This window comes from [Clostridium] hylemonae DSM 15053, from assembly GCF_008281175.1.
Classification (GTDB): domain Bacteria; phylum Bacillota; class Clostridia; order Lachnospirales; family Lachnospiraceae; genus Extibacter; species Extibacter hylemonae.
Map to the genome: position 1 here is coordinate 3,744,149 of NZ_CP036524.1, position 18,790 is coordinate 3,762,938.

Sequence of the window (18,790 nt, forward strand, 5' to 3'; positions counted from 1 at the left end):
GTATTCATTTTAGCAAATCAGGAAGGTTTAATCAAGCCATAAACTCTTCCAGGATCTGACGGATGAGCATATCCTTGGCCATCGGCTCCGGCTTTTTCTCCGGCTTCTTCTCTTCCCTTTTCTGTACAGGTTCCTTGATCTCCTCTTTGACCGCAGTTTCAACTATTGCCTTGATCGGGTCCTTCACATCCGGCACCTCATACGGTTCCGGCATTACAGGCGGCGTGATCTCCGGCTTTGTGGACGGAGACGGCACTTCCCGCGCCGGCATAGGCCGCTCCGGCGTCCCCCGGTCGTCCTTTTTCTCTTCCGCTTCGATCGCCTTGTCCGATACCGCGCCGAACTCCACTGCCGGTGATTCCGGCGCCATTACCTTCAGTTCTTTCTGATATGTCTTTTCGTAGCGGCGCAGACATACATTTTCCAGATAATCGACCATGTAATTTCTCACGGCTTCCAGGCGGTAATTCTCATCCGTCGTCAGATGGAAGAGAAAGACGAGTATCGCAAGACCCGCGCCCGCCGCGCCTGTTTTGAGCACCATGTCCTGCATTCCGTTTACCACGTACTCAAGCGCCGCGCCCGCCGCCCCTATGAGCAGACACATTCCCGCGGCCGCCTTCTCCATGCGCCTCCAGCTGTGGAGCTTCATGCCTGCCGTCCTGTATTCGTACAGGTACTTGTCCACAAACACATTGACATTCTCTACGGTGTCGCTGATCATACATGCATGTTCAAACTTGGCGCGCACAAGACGCATGAGGGGATGTGTACTTTTATTCATATTTCCCGCCGCATGCACCATACGCTTGAGCGTAACATTCACAATCAGTTTACTGATGATCCCCAATACTGTCATAACTCCCATAAGCACAAATAAAATGTACTTGTCCAATATAAATTCTAACATAAAAAAGCCCTCCTTCTTGATTCGATTATAACCGAAGTCGCGAAGGAGGGTACCAAAAACCATTCTACATATTCTGCCTCCGGGCAGAGTAAAATCTGTCTAATCTGTTCAGATCTTCCCGAGGCACATCTTATATATTTTCCACCAATTGTTTTACAAGCCTTATGCTGTGTGCGATTGCAAGCTCTTCAAAAGCAGGGTAGTCCATGGCCGCACTGTTGTCAGCTTTATCAGAAATCGCTCGAATGATGACATACGAAACTTTGTTCAGGTATGCGGTCTGCGCAATGCCCGCTCCTTCCATCTCCACACAGAGCGGACGGAAGTTCTCCTTTATCTTATCCTTCACGGCGCCGGAGGAGATAAACTGATCCCCGCTCGCAATTCTCCCGGTAAATGTATGGATATCCGGATTCACCTGCCGGTTAGCCTCCACTGCCTTTTGCACCAGCTCTTCATCGGCCGGGAACGCAAGCGTGTCCATCCTCGGCACCTGTCCAACCGGATCTCCGACGAAAGACGCGTCCACATCGTGGTACAGGGCATCTGTAGAGATAACCATGTCCCCGATATCGATGGAGGCGTCCAGTGAGCCCGCCACTCCGGTATTGATGATCATATCTGTATGAAAGCAGTCGACCAGTATCTGCGCGCACACCGCCGCATTTACTTTCCCGATCCCGCTCTGCACTACAACCGCTTCTTTCCCGCACAAGATACCCCGGCAGAATTCCATGGATGCCCTTGTCACAGTCTCCTCGATCTCCATGGCCTCTTTCAGGGCTGCCACTTCTTCTTCCATGGCTCCTATAATTCCTATCATATCGCTCCTCCTGGCTGAATATATTCTATCATAGTATAAAAGTGCGCCGTCCGGCGCCTGCTTCGTATCATTATAGTGGATGGCAGCCTGCTTTGCAAGGTACGGCAATATACATGTGGAAATTTTGATATATCTTTGTTATAATTTGTTATGTGAATTTATACACTATTGAACTGATATGGCTCAATAAATATAGTTAAACAATATTAAATAAAATTTTAGGAGGAAGACATCATGGAATATAGACCACACGGAGTCTGCTCTCGGCTCATCCATCTGGACGTGGAGGATGACATTATCAAAAATGTTCAGTTTGTGGGAGGATGCAGCGGAAACACACAGGGAATCGCCAGACTCGTAACAGGAATGAAAGTAGACGAGGCGATCGCACGCATGGAAGGCATCGACTGCGGCGGCAAAGGCACATCCTGCCCGGATCAGCTTGCAAAAGCCCTGAGAGCAGCAACACAGCGCTAAATACAGATAATATCAATATTGCTTCTGTAACGGGGAAAGGATACAGGGCTGGGGAGCCTTGTATCCTCTCTTGATTAGTCCTTAAGTTCTTTCTGGTATCCGAAGGAACCGCAGTAAGCACCGCTCGCGACGACTTTAGCTCGTTACGTGAGCCTACGGTTTCTCAATGTAAGGTCGAAATTATTGTTAATAGTTTCTCCTGCACCGCAAGCGGTGCTTACTACAGTTCCTTCGGATGGTGCATTAAATGTTGCTTTGTTACTTTAGAGATTTCGGATTTCAGTTGATAATATCTACGGTTCTTCGATGAAAATCCCATCTGTAAATGAGCTGCTCACATCACTATTGGCTGAGTGTGTACACCTCACTCTGTAAAAATATCCACCATCTACATTCAACTGGCGGTTAGCTGATACGCGATCTGAATCAAAGTTCTCTTTACTCCAATTTTCGTAATATTCCCAGGAAACACCATTTTCCTTGATTCTCTCAACAAGAACAGCTATCTTTACTTTTGCCACGGTATGCGCAGCTACGGTTGTACCACCTACATAAATACAACCAGGTCCTAATCGTACAATTTTAGAGTATCCGTTTAGAAGATCTTCACCTCTAGTTATTTTTAATGCATAACCTATGGATTCTTCATTATACGTAAGATAGGAACCATCAACTTTTGGAATGTCTGACGATGCTTTTGTTTCAGTCACATTAGTAACTAGCAAACTCAGGAATAATATCAAAGTAAAACCCATTGATATTATCTTCTTTTTCATCCTCAACCTCCATACTTACCTTTGCCCTCATATATAAAGACACATATCTCGACAAAAACTGACGCACATTTTTAAAAAAAATATAAATTTCGTAAAATTAATTTCAATTCTTCCTCATTAAGAGTTCCAATTAAAAAATATTCTAACCCTTGATACTCAAACTCTACTGAATATCTTTGCGTCCCTGTCTTTTCTGTACTATACTCTTTAATTTCCAAAGTACACCCATTAATTGTCTCTGTCCTATTATTTAATACTTTATCTTCTACATCTATTCCCCAAGATGTCGCCGAATAAGATGCATTTACATAATAACTTATAAGCTCACCATTTAATTTATAATATAGTTCCGAAATTTGTAATGTTTCATCTATTTTACTATTTTGAAATTTCATTCCTTTAACACATGGAATTATCTTTACAATATCACATCCAAATACATCTTTGACTTTTTGGTATGCTTCCTCTTCATTTTCTTCTTTATATTCCTTTACATAACCCCGGTTAGTTTTTCTGACTTCTCGTTGTCCCACAGACTGCTTTATCAATTTTACAACCCTCTCCGGCCCGCCCAGACTTGTCACCCCTATCGCCATAGCCAAAACAAGCGCTGCTGCCAGGCTCAGATACATCTTTTTCCTCTTTCCCGGTTTCTTCCGCTGTATCCTTCGGCCGATCTCAAGCGCTTTTTTATCTTCTTCCGGCAGAAGAGAGTATATTCTTTCCTTCTCATATTGATCTATATTTTTATCAACGTTTGAACGGATCTCGTCCGTGATTTTTTCTGTAACGACTTCATCCGCACAGATTGTCTCCACATCTTTCTCTATGCTGTCTGCCTCATTATGGAACTCTTTTTGAATAAGCTGTTCCGTATTGTCTAGTTTATCTTTCATATATTTACCTCTTTTTATTACCTGCCTTTTCTCTTACTCTTGACCAATCCCCCTGTAAACGTATATTATAAGGGTAACAAAATGCTTTCTGCTGGCATTATTTATACTTATTGAACATTAAGTTCAATATGATATAGTATACGTATATATCAAGATTGGGAGGTCACTATGAAACGTATCATCTTAACCGGCGGCGGTACGGCGGGCCACGTCACTCCGAATATCGCCCTTCTTCCGCGTCTCAAAGAATTACAATATGATATTCATTACATTGGTTCTTACAACGGCATTGAAAAGGAACTGATCGAACAATTCGGTATTCCTTACCACGGAATCTCTTCCGGAAAGCTGCGCCGTTATTTCAGTGTCCAGAACTTTACAGACCCTTTCCGTGTAGTCAAAGGGCTCGGTGAGGCCAAAAGGCTCGTCAAAATATTAAAGCCGGATGTCATCTTCTCCAAGGGGGGGTTTGTCTCCGTACCCGTTGTCATGGCCGGAAAGCGGCGCAAGGTGCCGACGATCATCCACGAATCAGATATGACCCCCGGGCTTGCAAACAAGCTGTCCATTCCTTCCGCGACAAAGGTATGCTGCAATTTCCCTGAGACGCTGGAGCATCTTCCCGCAGGGAAAGCTGTTCTGACCGGTTCCCCTATCCGTCAGGAATTACTGTCCGGGGACAAATACAAAGCGCGTGAATTTCTTGGATTTAAGTCAGATAAACCCGTAATACTGATCATAGGAGGGAGCCTCGGTTCTGTTGCGGTAAATGATGCCGTGCGTTCTATACTTCCCGAATTATTGAACTCCTATCAGGTTGTCCACTTGTGCGGACGGGGCAAGATTGATGAATCCCTGAAGGGATTGGAGGGCTATGCACAATTCGAGTACATTAAAGAAGAATTAAAGGACTTGTTTGCGCTCACAGATATCGTCATATCACGTGCAGGCGCAAACGCCATATGTGAACTGCTGGCCCTTCACAAACCGAATCTTCTTATTCCGCTTTCCGCCAACGCAAGCCGCGGTGACCAGATTCTGAATGCCCGCTCTTTTGAACGTCAGGGATTCAGCGCTGTGCTGGAAGAGGAAGAACTGGACAAAGACGTTCTGCTTTCTTCGATCAACCGATTATATGAGCGCAAGGATTCCTACATAGAAGCTATGAAGAAATCCTCACAGCAAAATTCCATCGATACAATCATAGATTTGATTGAATCCGTTGTAAATAAATAATTTGTTCCTTTGTGTAACAGGATGCAGAAAACAGGTGTCATTGCGGCACCTGTTTCTATGCTTTGTTCAAAAGTTCAAACTGGTCTTCATAGTTCTTTCTAATCCATTTCTTTGCCCGGTATAACATACTGTGCAGCACTTCCACAGAAACTCCCATTATTTCTGCTACTTCCCTTTGTGATTTTTCAAGACAGTAAGTCAATGTTACTGCTTCGTACCATCGCTCGTTTATCCGGTACAGTTCTTCAAAGATATGATCTGCAAATTCTTTATACTCTTTTTCCTGAAGCCTTTTCTCAAATTCGTCTTCCGAACTTTCCATCGTCCAGTCTTCATGCATTTCGTCAGACAGAATCTCACGCTTTCCGTCCCTTTTGTAATTGAGAGACATATTTCTCGTCGTCACAATCAGCCAGGACCTTACCGCACTCAGATTGACGTGTTCCATAACCGTATACAATTTCACAAACACATTCTGTGCTATCTCTTCGGCCGCGTGATGATTCCCGGTGTAACGTAATGCTGTCTTGTATACAATCTTTACATTTTCTTCATAGATTGCATCAAAAGCTACCCTGCCTATAAACTCGATTTCCACCTGTTCATCCTTCTTTTCTTCTAGTTTATCTTAGCCAGTATGTCCTCTACATCTTCATCCTTTAGCTCACCCATCTTCCATCCGAGCCCTACCTGGTCGTTTTTATGTCTCGGAATGAGGTGCATGTGGAAATGGAATACTGTCTGCCCTGCCGCTTCCCCGTTGTTCTGCACGATATTATAACCGTCGCAGCCCAGAATGTCTGTGAGCTTTTTGATCATCTTCCTGGCGAGAACAAGCACTTTCGCAGCGACCTCATCGTCCAGTTCATAGAGGTCGGCATAATGTTCCTTCGGTATAATGAGTGCATGTCCTTTGGCTGCCGGACTTGCGTCAAGAATTACCCTGAAATCTTCATCTTCGTATAATGTAGCCGTCGGTATCTCCCCATTTGCAAGTTTACAAAAAATACAATTTTCTTCTCTCATAATGATACACTTCCTTTTTAAATTTTATGATTGATTATTTACACCGCCAATGCTAAACTGTTAGTTCAGAAAGGGCGGTAATTACTATGTTTACAACGACAGACTTCGACAAATTACAACAGATCATGGACGAAAGTCCTGAGAAAAAAGAGCTGTTACAAAAGCTCCTTGAGTCACAGAAGATGACCATCAGCAGCATCAGTCATGAGATCCGCAATCCGCTGACCCTCGTGTACAGTACGCTGCAGCTTATTGAGGCACAGCATCCCGAGGTCAGTACATACAAATACTGGGACAGCATGCGTTCTGATGTAGAGTATATGACCATTCTGCTAGAAGAACTCTCGGCCTTCAACAATGGAGAAAGTCTTTCGCTATCAGAAATTGACTGCTCCTCCTTTTTGAGACCTGTTGTGCTCTCTTTTGCAGCCTCTCTGGCCGAGAGCAGTATTGAATTCACCTCAAAACTGGAACCGGATCTCCCTGTCATCTGTGGAGATGCCGTAAAGCTCAGAGAAGTCATCCTCAATCTCCTGCAAAATGCAAAGGACGCCGTGAATCCGGACGGTGCTATCTACTTCCACGCTTTTACAGAAGCCGGAAAACTCTGCATCAGCGTCAGAGACAATGGCTGCGGAATTCCACAGGAAGATATGGAACATATCTTTGAGCCGTTTGTCACTTACAAGCAAGGCGGGACAGGGCTTGGACTCGCCATCGGGCGGCGCATAGCCTCGGCACACAAAGGGACTTTATCTGCCGTATCTGTTCCCGGCGGACCGACGGTTTTTACTCTTTCTCTTCCAATAGAGAAGAACGCCTAGCAGAAACCCCGACACAAGGCCTCCAATGTGGGCAAGGTTGTCCACTCCGCCGCTGGTAAATCCATAATAGAGGCTGATGATCACCATGAACAGTATTCCCCGGCCGGATACATTGCCGATCCGGCCGCGGTTGCGAAGCGCCACATAAAGAAGCGCTCCGATCACCCCGAAGATCGCTCCCGACGCACCCGCTGACACAACATACTCTCCTGTCCGCATATCTCCGGCCATAGACACAACGTTGCCGCACAGTCCGCTTGCAAAATATATGATCAAATATTTTATTTTTCCTATCTCAACTTCCAGATTCCAGCCAAGCAGTACGAATATGACCATGTTGTTCATGAGATGCTGAAAACCAAAGTGCAGAAACATGCTCGTAAACAACCGGTACCACTCGCCGCGTTCTGTTATATACGGTACATACATTGCACCGTGTGACAGCATATACCCTGCGTCTTCCGTCATTCCTCCAAATGAAAGGACGAAAAATACGATCACATTGACCGCAGCTATTACCGCTGTACAGGGCGCTTCCATCTTTATATTTTTCATAATACAGTATTTCCCTTATATAGTTATTTTTTTCCTTTTTTATGTCAGTCCTAGTATATCATACCTTCTCTAAAATAGTAACTACTGTATTATTTATAATTCTTCCTCCTCTATGTACAGCCCGTCAAAATCTCCCCATTTTGGTTTTCTGTGCCTGTTCAGAAAGCGTTTGACCGGGGTCCACATATTTTCCGTCTCTTCCATGATCGTGCCGGCCATCTCCTGCTCCGCGATCCAGTCATGCTCCTGTCTGTCATAGGCAGGCGGCGTATCTTCTGTCTTCATGTTCTCTTTTTTCCACTCCTCAAATGTGTTTTTTCCTGCCGCATCCATACACTGCTCCGCCAGCTTTTCAAGGCTGTAGTTTTCTTCCATGACGCCTTTGTGCAGCATGAATACCATCTGGACGCATGCCCTGTCTTTATAATCTGCATGCTTTACAAAATAGTCGGCAAGTAATTTCAGCGCCTCCCATATGTCATGTTCCTCCGGAGGATAATAGCAAAAATAAAATGTCTCTTCCTCATAAAATATATATTCCGGCTCCAGCAGGATACAATGAATATTCAGCAGATATTTTTCTGTCTCCTTGATGAGCGCCATGAGTTGATGCAGAAACAGCTCAATGTCCCTGCTGCTTAATTTCCCCCGCTCATACATTGCCTTCATCGATATTTTTCCGCTTACTTCATAATCATATCTCGTTTTACCGTCGACACCCTGACCCTGTATTTTCAGAAATCCGGCGACCGGGTTTGCCCTCAGCATTCTTATCTGATAGTCTTCCCTGTATATGCCCTCTGTCTCAATTGATATTTTTCGTTCCATAATCTCTATTTCCTTATTCTCCTCATATCTCTGATATATGCTTCCGGCTCCGTGACCCGGGCTTTTTTTACTACGGAGAGCTTCCGTCCTTTTCCGGACGCAGCGGCAGTGACTGAAACTGCATTTTCTGTGATGCTGATATCTGCCTCTGCTCCCGCAAACAGAATGCATTTTCCATTCACTCTCTCCCGGAACAGCCGCTTTAGTTCTCCCTCTTTGGCCCCATCCTTCTCATGGGCCTTCGTGCTTCCGACCACTGCAGTCTCATAGGCCGCACCCGATATGATATTTTTATCGTGAAAATAGAAGGCCGCGGTGACGCACTGCATGATGAGCAGCAGAATAACCGGCATAATAAACGACATCTCTACTGTCATACTTCCGTTCAGTCTCCTCTCTTTCAGCATATTAACCAACTCCTGTCAATAGTACGAGAATATAACCGCCTGTGAGAAAGGGGTAAAATGGAAGGGATGTCCTTCTTTTACAGCGGCCGGTCATGAAAAGGATCATCCCGGCAGGGAGAAGAAGCGCAAACGCGCCAAGCAGCAGACCGAGCAAGTTCCACACTCCCAAATAGATTCCTAGTATAAGAATGCCCCAGCTGTCGCCGTAACCAATTCCTTCTTTCGTCACTTTGCTCAAGAGCAAAAAGCATCCGCCCACTCCCGCGCCTGCCAGAACAAGCCACCCATCGGCGGTTCTGAACATGCACTGGTACAGCAGGGCGCCCACACCTGCGGTCACAAGCATTCCCTCCGGTACCTTCCGGAAGATCATATCGCTCACCGACATTCCCGCCAGTGCGCCAATACAGATGATCTGGCTCACTTTCCACACCGCTGGCACGCCCCCTTTCCAACTGCCTCGGATACCGGGACAGCATAAATTGTTCTCTTCAGCCCGCTGCAGCCAAGCGAACTGTGATACCTGTTTCCTGAATCTGTTATAAATACCGCGCCGGAGCCTGAACCGGCGCAGTGTTCGCACGGATAGTATTTTCCGCCGTCCTCATTTCTAAGTCCCGGGACGTCCGACGCCTGCACCGGGCGTATTGACAGCTCCAAATGTGTACAATGATAATCCTCATGGTATACGATCCCGGTCTCTGTCACATAGACTGTCTTCTCCCTTTCACCGCTAAGTCCGGCCTTCACATATCCGGTCCATCCTTTTATCTTCATTTTTATCTCATAGGAAGGCGACGGAAGACGGAACAGCGGAAGGGGCAGCTTAATTCTGTACTCTGCCGCCAGACTGCAGATTCCTGTAGACGGTGACATCCACGACTTATGACAGTGAATTCCCCCGCTGCCGCCTTCTACTATACTTCGGTTCAGCCTGTCGGCCCCTATGGCGTTCACTACGTCCGCCTCCAGTTTTGACGGAACAGCGGCCGGAAGAACGTAAGCCTCCTTCGCCAGCCCTTTCCCCGCGTATTGCAGACCCGAGCGCACTGCGGTCTGTATGGCAGCCATCTCCATAAGATAAAGGAGGCAGACAACTGCCAGAAAGAAGATGGGAACCGCCATGGCGGCCTCTACTGTGATACTTGCTTTGACAGAGGCGGACGCAGATACCCTTCCGGTATGATAATCATAGATTTTTTGTGAGGGGAGTCTATTCTTATTCATGGTACGAATCCTTCTCCTTTCTTCATATTCTGTGGTTGTTTATTGTGGATAAATGAGGACCGGAAGGGTATCTGCATCCGCCTCTATCGGTACCCGTAATAAGTCGGGAACTGGTAGGTGATTCCTCTCCTGAGTGGAACAGACGTTTCTATCTCCATCCTGCTGACACACTGGTCTGCCTTGAAAAAAGCCAGGCCTTTCTCCCGCCGCAGGTTCTGTTCTATCATGTCCAGTGTTCTAAGCCCTGTATCTCCGCTGTCGGTAAGAAAGAGAAGAATTCTCATGTATTCCCGGTAATCCAGACCGTCCTCGCTGTCTTTTCCTTCTGTATAATCGGTATCTGTTCCAAGAGTCAGCAGTGACGAAAACTGAAGCTGCCAGCTCTCCTTTGATTTTACAAGCGGCACTTTACTGCCTTTCAGGAGCGCGCGTATGTCTATTATCGTCTCCCCGAAGGCCCATGCCAGCAGGATCCCCTGAGCCGCAGCCTCCGCCGCGGCGGGCAGAGCGATCAGAGAGCAGAGCGCCAGGGCGGCCGCCTTTGCTTCTGCCTTTTTCTCACTGTCCGTCTGTATATACGCGTAATTCGGCACAAACCGGAGGAGGAGCAGCTTTCGGGCTGTTTTTTCCAGATTTTCCCGGTCTCCGGGCTGCCCGTTAAGAATATATTCCAGTTCATAATCCAGCGCCCCGGTCTTCTCCCCCTTGTCTGCCGCACAGTTAAAATGTTCCAGCAGATACTCACCGAGCAAAAGGCGGGATACTGCTCCTTCCTCCTCCTCGACGTCCGAAAAATCCCCATATCCCTTATTGCGCTCCCGCCTTTCCAGCAGCCCTTCGGGCGGGACAGATTTTTCTGAGATGTGCATGTCCTTTGGGCTTACAAGGCTCAAAAGCGGCGTCTGTTTTAGTTGTTTTGCATGTTCCAGCGGATTTTCTTCTTTGGGCAGTTCACTGTCGTTTTCTGACAGCAGTTCATCGAGCGCGTTCTGCGCCTCCTTGTCTTCCTGCTCATATACTCCGGCCTTTTCCTCCTGCTCTTTCCATACAGATGCCGCCCCCAGCTTGTCCTCCATCGCGTTCAGACCATATTTATGGCGCATATAGGCGCTTACCTGTTCATAGAACGGCCGGCATCCATTGTCGGTAAGAAACTGGATTCTTTTTATTTTATGTTCCATCTGCCCAGCGCCGTAAAACGACAGCCGCTCTTTAATATTCTGTTCCGTGTAACTGCCCGTCTCATAACTTGCCTCCAGGGCAAAGATAGCATATTCTTCCAGCAGTTCTCTCTGGTATTCCGCGAACAGACACTCTACAGCCCGGTCCATATCCGCCCGTCTGTAATTTTTGGCGTTTTGTACAGAAGCGCTCTCCAGCAGGGCGCCTGCAAAGGAGACGAGCAATATGAATACGAGACTTAAATATACGGTCACTTCCCCTTTTTTCATAGCTTGTTCCTGCCGGCCCCGGTCAGATGCCGGAGCTCTCACTTGTGATCTTCTGAAAGATGGCCTGTACAAGACTTGTCAGCTGGGATTTAAAGATGATCACAAGTCCGATCAGGACGACCAGGATCAAAATGACTTCCACAACCCCGATCCCTTTTTTATCTTTTAGTACGTGTATAACGTATTGAATTCTCCACATTCTCATTCTCCTTTCTACATCTGCATGGACAAAAAGGCCGGCACTACAACGATGACAAGCACTACCGTCAGCATGAGGAACATCGGCAGCAGCAGCTTTGTTCCCGCCTCTTCCCCAAGTCTTCTGGCCCGCGTCTTCCGTTCTTCAAATGCCTGGACAGCATCCATCCGCAGCAGGTGCACGAGATCCTTTGTACCCTTTCTGAGATTCTGGGATAAAAGCGCCCCGAACTTGACATACTCCTGCACTTTGCAGTGCCGTCCGAACCGTTCATAGCTCTCGGCTTCCGTTATACCGCTTTGCATCTCGTTCAAGGTAACTTTCATCTCCTCATAGGCGTAGCGTACGCCCCATTCCTCTGTCTGCTTCTCATAATCGCGCACGATCTTTCTCCATGTGTTTCTGACTGTCATCCCCGCGCCGAGAAACAGCGTAAACTTATTGACCAGCTCGGGATAATCCTGCAGCATCTGAAGTCTTTTTTCTTTTTCCTGTTTATATCGGTTCTGCTTTTCCAGCGCATAAAGCAGGATGGCCGTGAGAACTGCCATGACCACGAGCACTGCCCCTCTCATATCCATTTCCCTGTAGTATGACACTTCTTTTTCATCTACCCTGTCCGGAAGCTTCAGTTCTTTTTCGGTCCTTGTATTTTCTTCTTTCTGCCTGACAGCATTTTTTACCTTTTCCACAAGCGCGGCGCTGCCTTTCACCGTTTTCGGAAAGACCATGGCTGTGCACTCATAGAGCGCCTGTTTCCGGGGATCCTCTTTGTATGTAAGCACTGCTTTCAAATGGATCAGACTCCCTTTTTTATCGAGCGCTTCCTGCTGGATCTCCCCGTACACATTCATGATGTCATACCGGTCAAGCTCCCACTCGACCGCAAGCGGCCGGCCCGGTATCTCCTGTATGAGATCCATATTTTCTTCAATGCGGTCCAGGCTTTTATTGTTCCCGAGGATACGCCGTTCCATCTGGCTTACGGCCTGGTCAAATACTTCTTTGATCTCCCGGGGATCATACTGCTGTTCTTCTACTTCTATCTGCAAAGGTTCTCTTTCCCCGCCGCCCTGAACACTGACCTCCAGCTGCTCTGTCTTTTTGCCTTCGCCATACCGGTTTCTCGATATCGTCCCGTCCAGTTCGGTCACATATGCCTTTCCGTCTATTATGAGAAACAAGATGCCTGCTGCCATGAGAAGCAGAACGCTGACTGCAGCTACACTTCGATTCTTATTATCTTTTGTCCAAGACAGCAGGCGCCTATATAAGCTGCAAGACATACTGTCATCACTCCTGTTCCTAATACATTTCCATATAAGTTCTGCATAAACTCCGGGAAGCTTAACGACATATATCCTATGATCACATAGGGGACAGCGGACATTACTTTAAACTCATATTCCCTGGACGCCAGAATCGTATCTATCTCCCGCTTCACCTCAACCTTGTCCCCGATCTGTCCGGCCGTGTTCCGGATGATGGCAACCATATCGCCGCCGCTCTTTTTTGCCGCCGCGAATACTGCCGTAAAGTTCCGCACATCTTCCTGCCTCACCCGCTCCGCAAACTCCTCCATGATCTGTTCCATCGGGACATTTACCCGTATCTGGGAAACGATGATGTGAAGCTCCTTCCTAATCCTGTCGTTTTCCCTGTATAAAAGCTTCAGCTCCTTCTCTGCCTCCTTCCATGCGTTTTCCACGGAATAGCCTGTGCTGAGCGCAGACGATAACGACTGTATGGCGTCCTTGAACTGAAGCTGGAAACTGCTGGATTTTCTGCGCAGGCATTCCTTTTTCCATATTCTGTACTGCCAGATCCATACCGGCGCCAGCAATGGCACGGCGATTGCAGAACGGTAGTAAAGCCATGCCGTCAGTACGGTGATCACCGTACTTTTCAGTATCCCCTGCACATATTCCTCCGGCTTAATATCCTGCTGCCAGCAGCTTGCCTCTGTGCGCAATCTCATTTATTTTCCTCCACTCGCCCTGTATCCTTCCGTCTGTATCTCCCGTCTCTTCGTATGCAAACAGCGGGCGCAGCGTGATCCCGCCTTCCTCGTAGTCCAGTACCTCTACGATCTCCAGTACCTTCCGGCTTTTATCTCTCAGTCTTCCAAGATGGACGATAATATCTACACCGGATGCGATCTGCCTCTGTATGGCCGGAAGCGGGAGATCCATTCCCATAAGCACCATTGTTTCCAGGCGGCTGAGCATATCTTTCGGACTGTTGGCATGACCTGTGCTGAGACTGCCGTCATGTCCGGTGTTGAGCGCCTGAAGCATGTCTATGGCCTCGGCTGAACGGACCTCGCCTACTATAATTCTGTCCGGCCGCATGCGCAGCGCTGTCTTTATAAGGCTTCGGATCGTGATCTCCCCTGTGCCTTCCACATTTGCATTGCGTGCCTCCAGGCGTACGAGATTGGGAATATCCATGATCCTCAGCTCTGCGTTGTCTTCGATCGTAATAATTCTTTCGTCTCCGGGAATGTACTGTGACAGTGCGTTTAAGAAAGTTGTCTTACCTGAACCGGTTCCGCCGCTGATAAAGATATTGTATTTCGCCGCGGTGAGAAGTGTGAGAAAGTCCGCCGCTTCGCGGCTGACTGAATTCCATGCGATCAGCTGTTCCATCGTGATCGTATCCTTTGGGAACTTACGGATCGTGACGATCGGACCGTCGAGCGCCACCGGGGCGAGCACCACATTCACTCTCGCCCCGTCCGGCAGCCTGGCGTCCGCAATAGGCGACGCCTCATTGACTGTCCGGTTGGCGCCTGACACGATCTGCTGTACCACATCCTCCAGCTTATCTCTGGATGTGAAGCGCTTCTCCGTCTGGAAAAGCCGTCCGTCCTGCTCGATAAATATATTTTTTGTACCATTTATCATGATCTCGGTGATCCGTTCGTCTTCCAGCAGTTCCTGGAGCAGATCCAGCTTGCGGAATGCATTAAACAGTTCCTTGCCGAGCGCGGTCCGTTCTCTCAACGTGATATATTCCTGTATGCAGGCTTCCTGAAGTACCCTGTGGATCAGGTCGGTAAGTTCCTCGTCTTCTATCTCCCTGGTCATATCCAGCTCTTCCATTATTCTGGCATGTAACTGTTCTGCCTGTATCATCCCTTCTGTTCCTTTCTGTTCAGTTTCTGTAATACATCTTCGTATCCGAGCAGCTGAAGCTCTTCTTCAAACTGTCTCACTTTGGAACAGCTCATTTCGTCTTCTGCCGCCGGCATATGTACTTCTGTACAGAGCCGCAGTATATCATACACACCCCGCAGCCCTTCGTCCACATCAAGAATCACCGTTTCATAAATACTGTTTTCCATTATCTGACGGATAAGGCCTGTCCATTCCTGCGGCGTCACCTCCTTTACGTCCTCAGACACCGGCATTGGATTTATACAGTCCATATTTTTCAGCCGGCCGGTCATCGCCGACAGCACCAGCGGCAGGTTTTTGCTCTCCTGTCTTGAATAGTACAGAATATCTGCCAGCGTATAACTTGGGTTCTCTCCAAAAACACCTCCTCTGCCGCCGTATATCTCCATATTCACATACAGCACGTCCGACTTTGAGGCAAGCCTTTGGCCGAGTTCGATCGCGTAGCTTGTCTTTCCTATTCTGTGTACCGGTGAAAATACACCGATCAATGTGCCTCTGGTCTTTTTTACTGTCCGGAAAAAAAGTTCTCCGGTATCGTCATACAAACCGCAGCTGTTGATTATTTCTGTCAGGATCGCTTCCCCTGACTGGTATTTCTGGATAGGGATCTCGTCTTTTCCGACTTGCTCCTGTCCGCTCACCGTAAGGATAAACTTTTTGTCCGCCGCAATCTGCTCCCGCTCTTTCCGGCCGCAGTCTGCCGGGACGATAAGATAATCAATATGTTCCTCTTCCTGCAGTTTCTGTACTTTCTGGAGGCTTTTACATACATATACTTGAAAAGCAAGTTCCTTTCTCCTCATAAAGTACGATGCAAGCGCAGAGGCATATCCGTCCTCGGGATCGCAGATCACCAAACGCTTACTGCCCACCTGTACCTCCCTGTTTTCATTTTTTTACTTTGAAACTCTTTGCCGAAACGGCCTTGAATAACATGACTTACTGAATCGTAACAATACAGTAAGCTAAAAGATTGAATCTATCAACCAGAACTAAAACAATCAGATACAAGCCATCAGATTTGACTTGTAGGACGATTATAACTGTACTTTAATCTCTTGTCCATCTCTTTTTATAAAATACTCAAACTTTGTGCAACCCTTACAAATTTTGATAGAATGTAATTCCGTATAAAAGCGCAACCCCGGGAATACCAAGAACTCCGGACGTCAAAAAGGTCACCGGATTCATTCCCACATGAAGTGAGATCCCTTTTCCCGAAAGGAACTCATTTACAAAAAATATAATAGCAATTCCAAGTATCGCGCGTATAATAAAATTAACTACAAAATGCGGCCTTTCCTCTGGCATGTCAAAAGCCCCTTTTTTTCTTCTCTTGTTTTCATATATATCCGCCAAACTGGTATTTTATTCTCAAATATTGTCTATACTAGGTAAAAAGAGGACATATAACCTTATGCTGGAGGTGACCTATGAAACTTTTTCAACGGGGAAAGGGCGCGGAAGAGGACATATACAGACGGCTGTCCTTCGACCCTGACAGTAATACTCTTGTGGAGGAGATCGCTCAGGCGCGGCAGGAAATTGAAGACGCATATGAAAATTTCCAAAATGCTTCCGACCCTGATCTGATCGACTGTTATATCTACAGAGGAAATGCAGCCTGGAAGCGCTACCGCTTTCTGCTGCGTCAGGCAAAGATGATCTAGTGAAATGACCCATCACGGTATGCCAAAACAAAAAAACAGCCCTGTACCTTTAAACAAAAACCGGTACAGGGCTGTTTTTTATAATTTTATTTTTACTTCCCGCTCTGTTCTGTGATACTGGTGATACCTCACTCCGGCTGCGTCAAACATGCGCATGGACGCCTTTACGGCCGCGGTGTCCTCATATTTGTTGCAGTCGAATATGACTTCTTTGATTCCGCTCTGAATGATCGCTTTTGCGCATTCGTTGCACGGAAACAGAGAGACGTACAGTTTTGCGCCCTCGAGACTTCCGCCCCGGTAGTTGAGGATCGCGTTCAGCTCACTGTGGACGGTGTATACATATTTTGTCTCCAGCGGGTCTTCCCCTTCCCTGTCCCAGGGAAATTCGTCGTCCGAGCAGCCGATGGGAAGTCCGTTATATCCCATGGACAGTATTTTATTGTCCTGACTTACGATACAGCATCCGACCTGTGTATTTGGGTCCTTGGAGCGCATGCCTGACAGCATGGCTACCCCCATAAAATATTCATCCCAGCTGATATAATCTTTTCTTTTGTCTCCCATACCGCTTTTCCTCCTCGCCTCGTACGGACGTTACTTTGTTCCGAATATACGGTCCCCTGCATCTCCAAGCCCGGGAACAATGTATTTCTGGTCGTTGAGATGGTCATCCAGCGCGCCGATGTACAGATCCACGTCCGGATGTTCCTTCGTCATGCGCTCCACTCCTTCGGGCGCCGCGATGATACACATGAAGCGGATATTTTTTACGCCCTTTTCCTTCAGCATGCGGATAGCCGCCACGCTGGAACCGCCGGTGGCAAGCATCGGGTCCACCACGAACACTTCCCGTTCGTCGCAGTCCGCAGGAAGCTTACAGTAATATTCTACCGGCTCAAATGTCTCCGGATCCCGGTATAATCCGATATGTCCTACTTTGGCGGCCGGTATCATATTCAGGATACCGTCTACCATGCCGATGCCTGCTCTCAGGATCGGCACTACCGCCATCTTCTTTCCGCTCAGTTCTTTTCCTGTCATCTCACAGATAGGTGTTTTTATCTGTACATCTTTAAGCTTCAGGTCCCATGTCGCCTCATAGCACATCAGCGCCGCGATCTCTCCGACAACTGCCCGGAAATCCCGGGAGCCTACATCCTCTCTGCGTATATAGCTGATTTTGTGCTGAATCAGCGGGTGTTCCATCACCTGTACCTTTGACATGCTGTTTTCCTCCTCGTTTGTCATTGAATATTTATCACATGATGCCCGGCGGCTTTCAAAAGCCTGTTCATAATGGCGCTTCCGATTCCTCCCGTGGCAAATGATTCACTGTAGATATAGTTTACCCCGTCGTCGTCAAATTCCCGCAGTACAGCGTACAGCCGGCCGGCGATCGTCGATTCGTCCTCCCGTGTGCCGATACTTTTTACATCGCCCGATGTATAGCCGGAAACGGTCTCTTCTGTCCCGATAATGCCGACTTTATAGCCTTCTTTCTGTCTGGCGCGTGCAAGTCTGTTGATCTCTTCCGTCACTTTTGAGGCCGGTCCTTCTATGATGACCAGTTCTGCATTCGGAGCGTAGTGCCGGTATTTCATGCCCGGCGCCTTTGGCGCCTCCGTGCTGTCAGCCGTGATAAGCGTATGGTCGACTGCCACTGCTCCTATCAGCTCTGTCAGCATCTCTTCCGTGACCGCTCCCGGACGCAGTATCATGGGCGGTGTCACTGTCATATCGAGAATCGTAGATTCTACTCCTATCTCAACAGGACCGCCGTCTACTATCATCTCGATCCTCCCGTCCATGTCCTCTTTTACGTGCTGCGCGGTCGTAGGGCTTGGACGCCCGGACGTATTTGCGCTCGGCGCGGCTATAAAACCGCCGCCCGCATCAATGACTTCCCTGGCGATCTCATGACTTGGCATCCTGACGGCCACCGTGTCCAGCCCTCCTGTTGTTCCGTAAGGAACGATGTCTTTCTTGTGAAATATCATGGTGAGAGGTCCGGGCCAGTATTTCCCGGCGACCTTTACAGCCTCCGCAGGGATCTTCTCCGCCACCTTTTCAAGATCGCCCATGTTTGTGATATGGACGATCAGAGGATTATCGGACGGGCGTCCTTTGGCCGCGTATATCTTTGCCGCAGCCTCCTCGCTGAGTGCATCTGCCCCAAGTCCATAGACCGTCTCTGTCGGAAATGCCACAAGTCCTCCTCTTTTTAGAATATCCCCGGCTTCCTGTATCATGCTTTTATTTATCTGTTTTTTGTCTATTTTTATTATTTTTGTCTCCATGGA

At 47.7% G+C, this 18,790-nt stretch carries 25 protein-coding genes; 4 read left to right on the plus strand and 21 right to left on the minus strand.

Features of this window, described 5'->3' with window-relative positions:
• Nucleotides 1-31: 31 nt before the first annotated feature.
• Together LAJLEIBI_RS17565 and LAJLEIBI_RS17570 are read right to left on the minus strand one after the other, a co-directional pair.
• Nucleotides 32-910 carry a hypothetical protein gene (locus tag LAJLEIBI_RS17565; protein WP_040435113.1) on the minus strand — a complete coding sequence of 293 codons (879 nt, stop codon included), beginning with the start codon at nt 908-910 and terminating at the stop codon, nt 32-34.
• A 130-nt stretch (nt 911-1,040) separates the two neighbouring features.
• Nucleotides 1,041-1,733, minus strand: coding sequence for a 5'-methylthioadenosine/adenosylhomocysteine nucleosidase (locus LAJLEIBI_RS17570; protein WP_040435114.1), 693 nt, complete (start codon nt 1,731-1,733; stop codon nt 1,041-1,043).
• A 234-nt stretch (nt 1,734-1,967) separates the two neighbouring features.
• Here LAJLEIBI_RS17570 and LAJLEIBI_RS17575 point away from each other — a divergent pair, with 234 nt between their 5' ends.
• On the plus strand, nt 1,968-2,210 hold the full coding sequence (locus tag LAJLEIBI_RS17575) for a TIGR03905 family TSCPD domain-containing protein (RefSeq protein ID WP_006443514.1): 243 nt from the start codon (nt 1,968-1,970) through the stop codon (nt 2,208-2,210).
• A gap of 293 nt (nt 2,211-2,503) precedes the next feature.
• On the opposite strand, the gene LAJLEIBI_RS17580 is transcribed toward LAJLEIBI_RS17575, so the two are convergent.
• A complete protein-coding gene (locus LAJLEIBI_RS17580) occupies nt 2,504-2,986 on the minus strand; it encodes a hypothetical protein (protein ID WP_006443515.1) in 483 nt (160 codons plus the stop codon).
• Nucleotides 2,987-3,057: 71 nt separating this feature from the next.
• Nucleotides 3,058-3,882 (minus strand): DUF4367 domain-containing protein, encoded by an 825-nt coding sequence (locus tag LAJLEIBI_RS17585; RefSeq protein ID WP_006443516.1) that lies wholly within the window; start codon nt 3,880-3,882, stop codon nt 3,058-3,060.
• A 168-nt stretch (nt 3,883-4,050) separates the two neighbouring features.
• On the opposite strand from LAJLEIBI_RS17585, the gene LAJLEIBI_RS17590 reads away from it, so the two are divergent.
• A complete protein-coding gene (locus tag LAJLEIBI_RS17590; RefSeq protein WP_006443517.1) occupies nt 4,051-5,118 on the plus strand; it encodes an undecaprenyldiphospho-muramoylpentapeptide beta-N-acetylglucosaminyltransferase in 1,068 nt (355 codons plus the stop codon).
• A 55-nt stretch (nt 5,119-5,173) separates the two neighbouring features.
• Here LAJLEIBI_RS17590 and LAJLEIBI_RS17595 read toward each other — a convergent pair whose 3' ends face one another.
• A complete protein-coding gene (locus LAJLEIBI_RS17595) occupies nt 5,174-5,716 on the minus strand; it encodes an RNA polymerase sigma factor (RefSeq protein ID WP_006443518.1) in 543 nt (180 codons plus the stop codon).
• A 20-nt stretch (nt 5,717-5,736) separates the two neighbouring features.
• On the minus strand, nt 5,737-6,144 hold the full coding sequence (locus LAJLEIBI_RS17600) for an HIT family protein (RefSeq protein ID WP_006443519.1): 408 nt from the start codon (nt 6,142-6,144) through the stop codon (nt 5,737-5,739).
• 86 nt (nt 6,145-6,230) lie between these two features.
• Here LAJLEIBI_RS17600 and LAJLEIBI_RS17605 point away from each other — a divergent pair, with 86 nt between their 5' ends.
• Nucleotides 6,231-6,968 (plus strand): sensor histidine kinase, encoded by a 738-nt coding sequence (locus LAJLEIBI_RS17605; protein ID WP_006443520.1) that lies wholly within the window; start codon nt 6,231-6,233, stop codon nt 6,966-6,968.
• Here LAJLEIBI_RS17605 and LAJLEIBI_RS17610 read toward each other — a convergent pair.
• From LAJLEIBI_RS17610 to LAJLEIBI_RS17665, 12 genes are all read right to left on the minus strand, one after another.
• Complete coding sequence (locus LAJLEIBI_RS17610; RefSeq protein ID WP_040435115.1) at nt 6,897-7,523, minus strand: rhomboid family intramembrane serine protease; 627 nt, start codon at nt 7,521-7,523, stop codon at nt 6,897-6,899. The two genes, LAJLEIBI_RS17605 and LAJLEIBI_RS17610, sit on opposite strands and share 72 nt — an antisense overlap.
• 93 nt (nt 7,524-7,616) lie before the next feature.
• Nucleotides 7,617-8,351, minus strand: a complete 735-nt coding sequence (locus tag LAJLEIBI_RS17615; RefSeq protein ID WP_006443522.1) for a DUF6382 domain-containing protein — start codon at nt 8,349-8,351, stop codon at nt 7,617-7,619.
• Nucleotides 8,352-8,356: 5 nt separating this feature from the next.
• Nucleotides 8,357-8,758 carry a TadE family protein gene (locus LAJLEIBI_RS17620; RefSeq protein ID WP_006443523.1) on the minus strand — a complete coding sequence of 134 codons (402 nt, stop codon included), beginning with the start codon at nt 8,756-8,758 and terminating at the stop codon, nt 8,357-8,359.
• 1 nt (nt 8,759) lies between these two features.
• Nucleotides 8,760-9,191 (minus strand): A24 family peptidase, encoded by a 432-nt coding sequence (locus tag LAJLEIBI_RS17625; protein WP_040435116.1) that lies wholly within the window; start codon nt 9,189-9,191, stop codon nt 8,760-8,762.
• A complete protein-coding gene (locus LAJLEIBI_RS17630; protein WP_006443525.1) occupies nt 9,179-9,985 on the minus strand; it encodes a TadE/TadG family type IV pilus assembly protein in 807 nt (268 codons plus the stop codon). The genes LAJLEIBI_RS17625 and LAJLEIBI_RS17630 overlap by 13 nt, the downstream gene beginning before the upstream one ends.
• An 83-nt stretch (nt 9,986-10,068) precedes the next feature.
• Nucleotides 10,069-11,436: a DUF5702 domain-containing protein gene (locus tag LAJLEIBI_RS17635; protein WP_006443526.1), complete on the minus strand. Its 1,368-nt coding sequence runs from the start codon at nt 11,434-11,436 to the stop codon at nt 10,069-10,071.
• 22 nt (nt 11,437-11,458) lie between these two features.
• On the minus strand, nt 11,459-11,635 hold the full coding sequence (locus LAJLEIBI_RS17640; RefSeq protein ID WP_083790615.1) for a Flp1 family type IVb pilin: 177 nt from the start codon (nt 11,633-11,635) through the stop codon (nt 11,459-11,461).
• Between the two features lie 14 nt (nt 11,636-11,649).
• The gene (locus LAJLEIBI_RS17645) at nt 11,650-12,834 is read right to left on the minus strand and encodes a hypothetical protein (RefSeq protein ID WP_006443528.1); all 1,185 of its coding nucleotides are present in this window, start codon (nt 12,832-12,834) and stop codon (nt 11,650-11,652) included.
• 23 nt (nt 12,835-12,857) lie between these two features.
• On the minus strand, nt 12,858-13,613 hold the full coding sequence (locus LAJLEIBI_RS17650; protein ID WP_006443529.1) for a type II secretion system F family protein: 756 nt from the start codon (nt 13,611-13,613) through the stop codon (nt 12,858-12,860).
• On the minus strand, nt 13,570-14,772 hold the full coding sequence (locus tag LAJLEIBI_RS17655; RefSeq protein WP_006443530.1) for a CpaF family protein: 1,203 nt from the start codon (nt 14,770-14,772) through the stop codon (nt 13,570-13,572). Before LAJLEIBI_RS17655 ends, LAJLEIBI_RS17650 begins: the two co-directional genes overlap by 44 nt.
• On the minus strand, nt 14,769-15,689 hold the full coding sequence (locus LAJLEIBI_RS17660) for a P-loop NTPase family protein (RefSeq protein WP_006443531.1): 921 nt from the start codon (nt 15,687-15,689) through the stop codon (nt 14,769-14,771). The genes LAJLEIBI_RS17655 and LAJLEIBI_RS17660 overlap by 4 nt, the downstream gene beginning before the upstream one ends.
• A 229-nt stretch (nt 15,690-15,918) precedes the next feature.
• Nucleotides 15,919-16,128 (minus strand): pro-sigmaK processing inhibitor BofA family protein, encoded by a 210-nt coding sequence (locus LAJLEIBI_RS17665; RefSeq protein ID WP_040435603.1) that lies wholly within the window; start codon nt 16,126-16,128, stop codon nt 15,919-15,921.
• Nucleotides 16,129-16,250: 122 nt separating this feature from the next.
• Here LAJLEIBI_RS17665 and LAJLEIBI_RS17670 point away from each other — a divergent pair, with 122 nt between their 5' ends.
• Nucleotides 16,251-16,487 carry a YaaL family protein gene (locus LAJLEIBI_RS17670; protein WP_006443533.1) on the plus strand — a complete coding sequence of 79 codons (237 nt, stop codon included), beginning with the start codon at nt 16,251-16,253 and terminating at the stop codon, nt 16,485-16,487.
• Between the two features lie 78 nt (nt 16,488-16,565).
• Here LAJLEIBI_RS17670 and LAJLEIBI_RS17675 read toward each other — a convergent pair whose 3' ends face one another.
• From LAJLEIBI_RS17675 to LAJLEIBI_RS17685, 3 genes are read right to left on the minus strand one after another with little or no spacing between them, the layout of a single operon-like run.
• Complete coding sequence (locus LAJLEIBI_RS17675; RefSeq protein ID WP_006443534.1) at nt 16,566-17,054, minus strand: deoxycytidylate deaminase; 489 nt, start codon at nt 17,052-17,054, stop codon at nt 16,566-16,568.
• A gap of 30 nt (nt 17,055-17,084) precedes the next feature.
• Nucleotides 17,085-17,714 (minus strand): uracil phosphoribosyltransferase, encoded by a 630-nt coding sequence (upp, locus tag LAJLEIBI_RS17680; protein WP_040435117.1) that lies wholly within the window; start codon nt 17,712-17,714, stop codon nt 17,085-17,087.
• A gap of 20 nt (nt 17,715-17,734) precedes the next feature.
• Nucleotides 17,735-18,787, minus strand: a complete 1,053-nt coding sequence (locus LAJLEIBI_RS17685; protein ID WP_006443536.1) for an L-threonylcarbamoyladenylate synthase — start codon at nt 18,785-18,787, stop codon at nt 17,735-17,737.
• Nucleotides 18,788-18,790: the final 3 nt, after the last annotated feature.

Coding starts and splice junctions, on each gene's coding strand:
- LAJLEIBI_RS17670 (WP_006443533.1), top strand. CDS start 16,251: ATGAAACTTTTTCAACGGGGAAAGGGCGCGGAAGAGGACATATACAGA.
- LAJLEIBI_RS17645 (WP_006443528.1), bottom strand. CDS start 12,834: ATGGCAGCAGGCATCTTGTTTCTCATAATAGACGGAAAGGCATATGTG.
- LAJLEIBI_RS17590 (WP_006443517.1), top strand. CDS start 4,051: ATGAAACGTATCATCTTAACCGGCGGCGGTACGGCGGGCCACGTCACT.
- LAJLEIBI_RS17620 (WP_006443523.1), bottom strand. CDS start 8,758: ATGCTGAAAGAGAGGAGACTGAACGGAAGTATGACAGTAGAGATGTCG.
- LAJLEIBI_RS17580 (WP_006443515.1), bottom strand. CDS start 2,986: ATGAAAAAGAAGATAATATCAATGGGTTTTACTTTGATATTATTCCTG.
- LAJLEIBI_RS17685 (WP_006443536.1), bottom strand. CDS start 18,787: ATGGAGACAAAAATAATAAAAATAGACAAAAAACAGATAAATAAAAGC.
- LAJLEIBI_RS17570 (WP_040435114.1), bottom strand. CDS start 1,733: ATGATAGGAATTATAGGAGCCATGGAAGAAGAAGTGGCAGCCCTGAAA.
- LAJLEIBI_RS17630 (WP_006443525.1), bottom strand. CDS start 9,985: ATGAATAAGAATAGACTCCCCTCACAAAAAATCTATGATTATCATACC.
- LAJLEIBI_RS17585 (WP_006443516.1), bottom strand. CDS start 3,882: ATGAAAGATAAACTAGACAATACGGAACAGCTTATTCAAAAAGAGTTC.
- LAJLEIBI_RS17575 (WP_006443514.1), top strand. CDS start 1,968: ATGGAATATAGACCACACGGAGTCTGCTCTCGGCTCATCCATCTGGAC.
- LAJLEIBI_RS17600 (WP_006443519.1), bottom strand. CDS start 6,144: ATGAGAGAAGAAAATTGTATTTTTTGTAAACTTGCAAATGGGGAGATA.
- LAJLEIBI_RS17655 (WP_006443530.1), bottom strand. CDS start 14,772: ATGATACAGGCAGAACAGTTACATGCCAGAATAATGGAAGAGCTGGAT.
- LAJLEIBI_RS17565 (WP_040435113.1), bottom strand. CDS start 910: ATGTTAGAATTTATATTGGACAAGTACATTTTATTTGTGCTTATGGGA.
- LAJLEIBI_RS17650 (WP_006443529.1), bottom strand. CDS start 13,613: ATGAGATTGCGCACAGAGGCAAGCTGCTGGCAGCAGGATATTAAGCCG.
- LAJLEIBI_RS17675 (WP_006443534.1), bottom strand. CDS start 17,054: ATGGGAGACAAAAGAAAAGATTATATCAGCTGGGATGAATATTTTATG.
- LAJLEIBI_RS17665 (WP_040435603.1), bottom strand. CDS start 16,128: ATGCCAGAGGAAAGGCCGCATTTTGTAGTTAATTTTATTATACGCGCG.
- LAJLEIBI_RS17635 (WP_006443526.1), bottom strand. CDS start 11,436: ATGAAAAAAGGGGAAGTGACCGTATATTTAAGTCTCGTATTCATATTG.
- LAJLEIBI_RS17610 (WP_040435115.1), bottom strand. CDS start 7,523: ATGAAAAATATAAAGATGGAAGCGCCCTGTACAGCGGTAATAGCTGCG.
- LAJLEIBI_RS17640 (WP_083790615.1), bottom strand. CDS start 11,635: ATGTGGAGAATTCAATACGTTATACACGTACTAAAAGATAAAAAAGGG.
- upp (WP_040435117.1), bottom strand. CDS start 17,714: ATGTCAAAGGTACAGGTGATGGAACACCCGCTGATTCAGCACAAAATC.
- LAJLEIBI_RS17605 (WP_006443520.1), top strand. CDS start 6,231: ATGTTTACAACGACAGACTTCGACAAATTACAACAGATCATGGACGAA.
- LAJLEIBI_RS17615 (WP_006443522.1), bottom strand. CDS start 8,351: ATGGAACGAAAAATATCAATTGAGACAGAGGGCATATACAGGGAAGAC.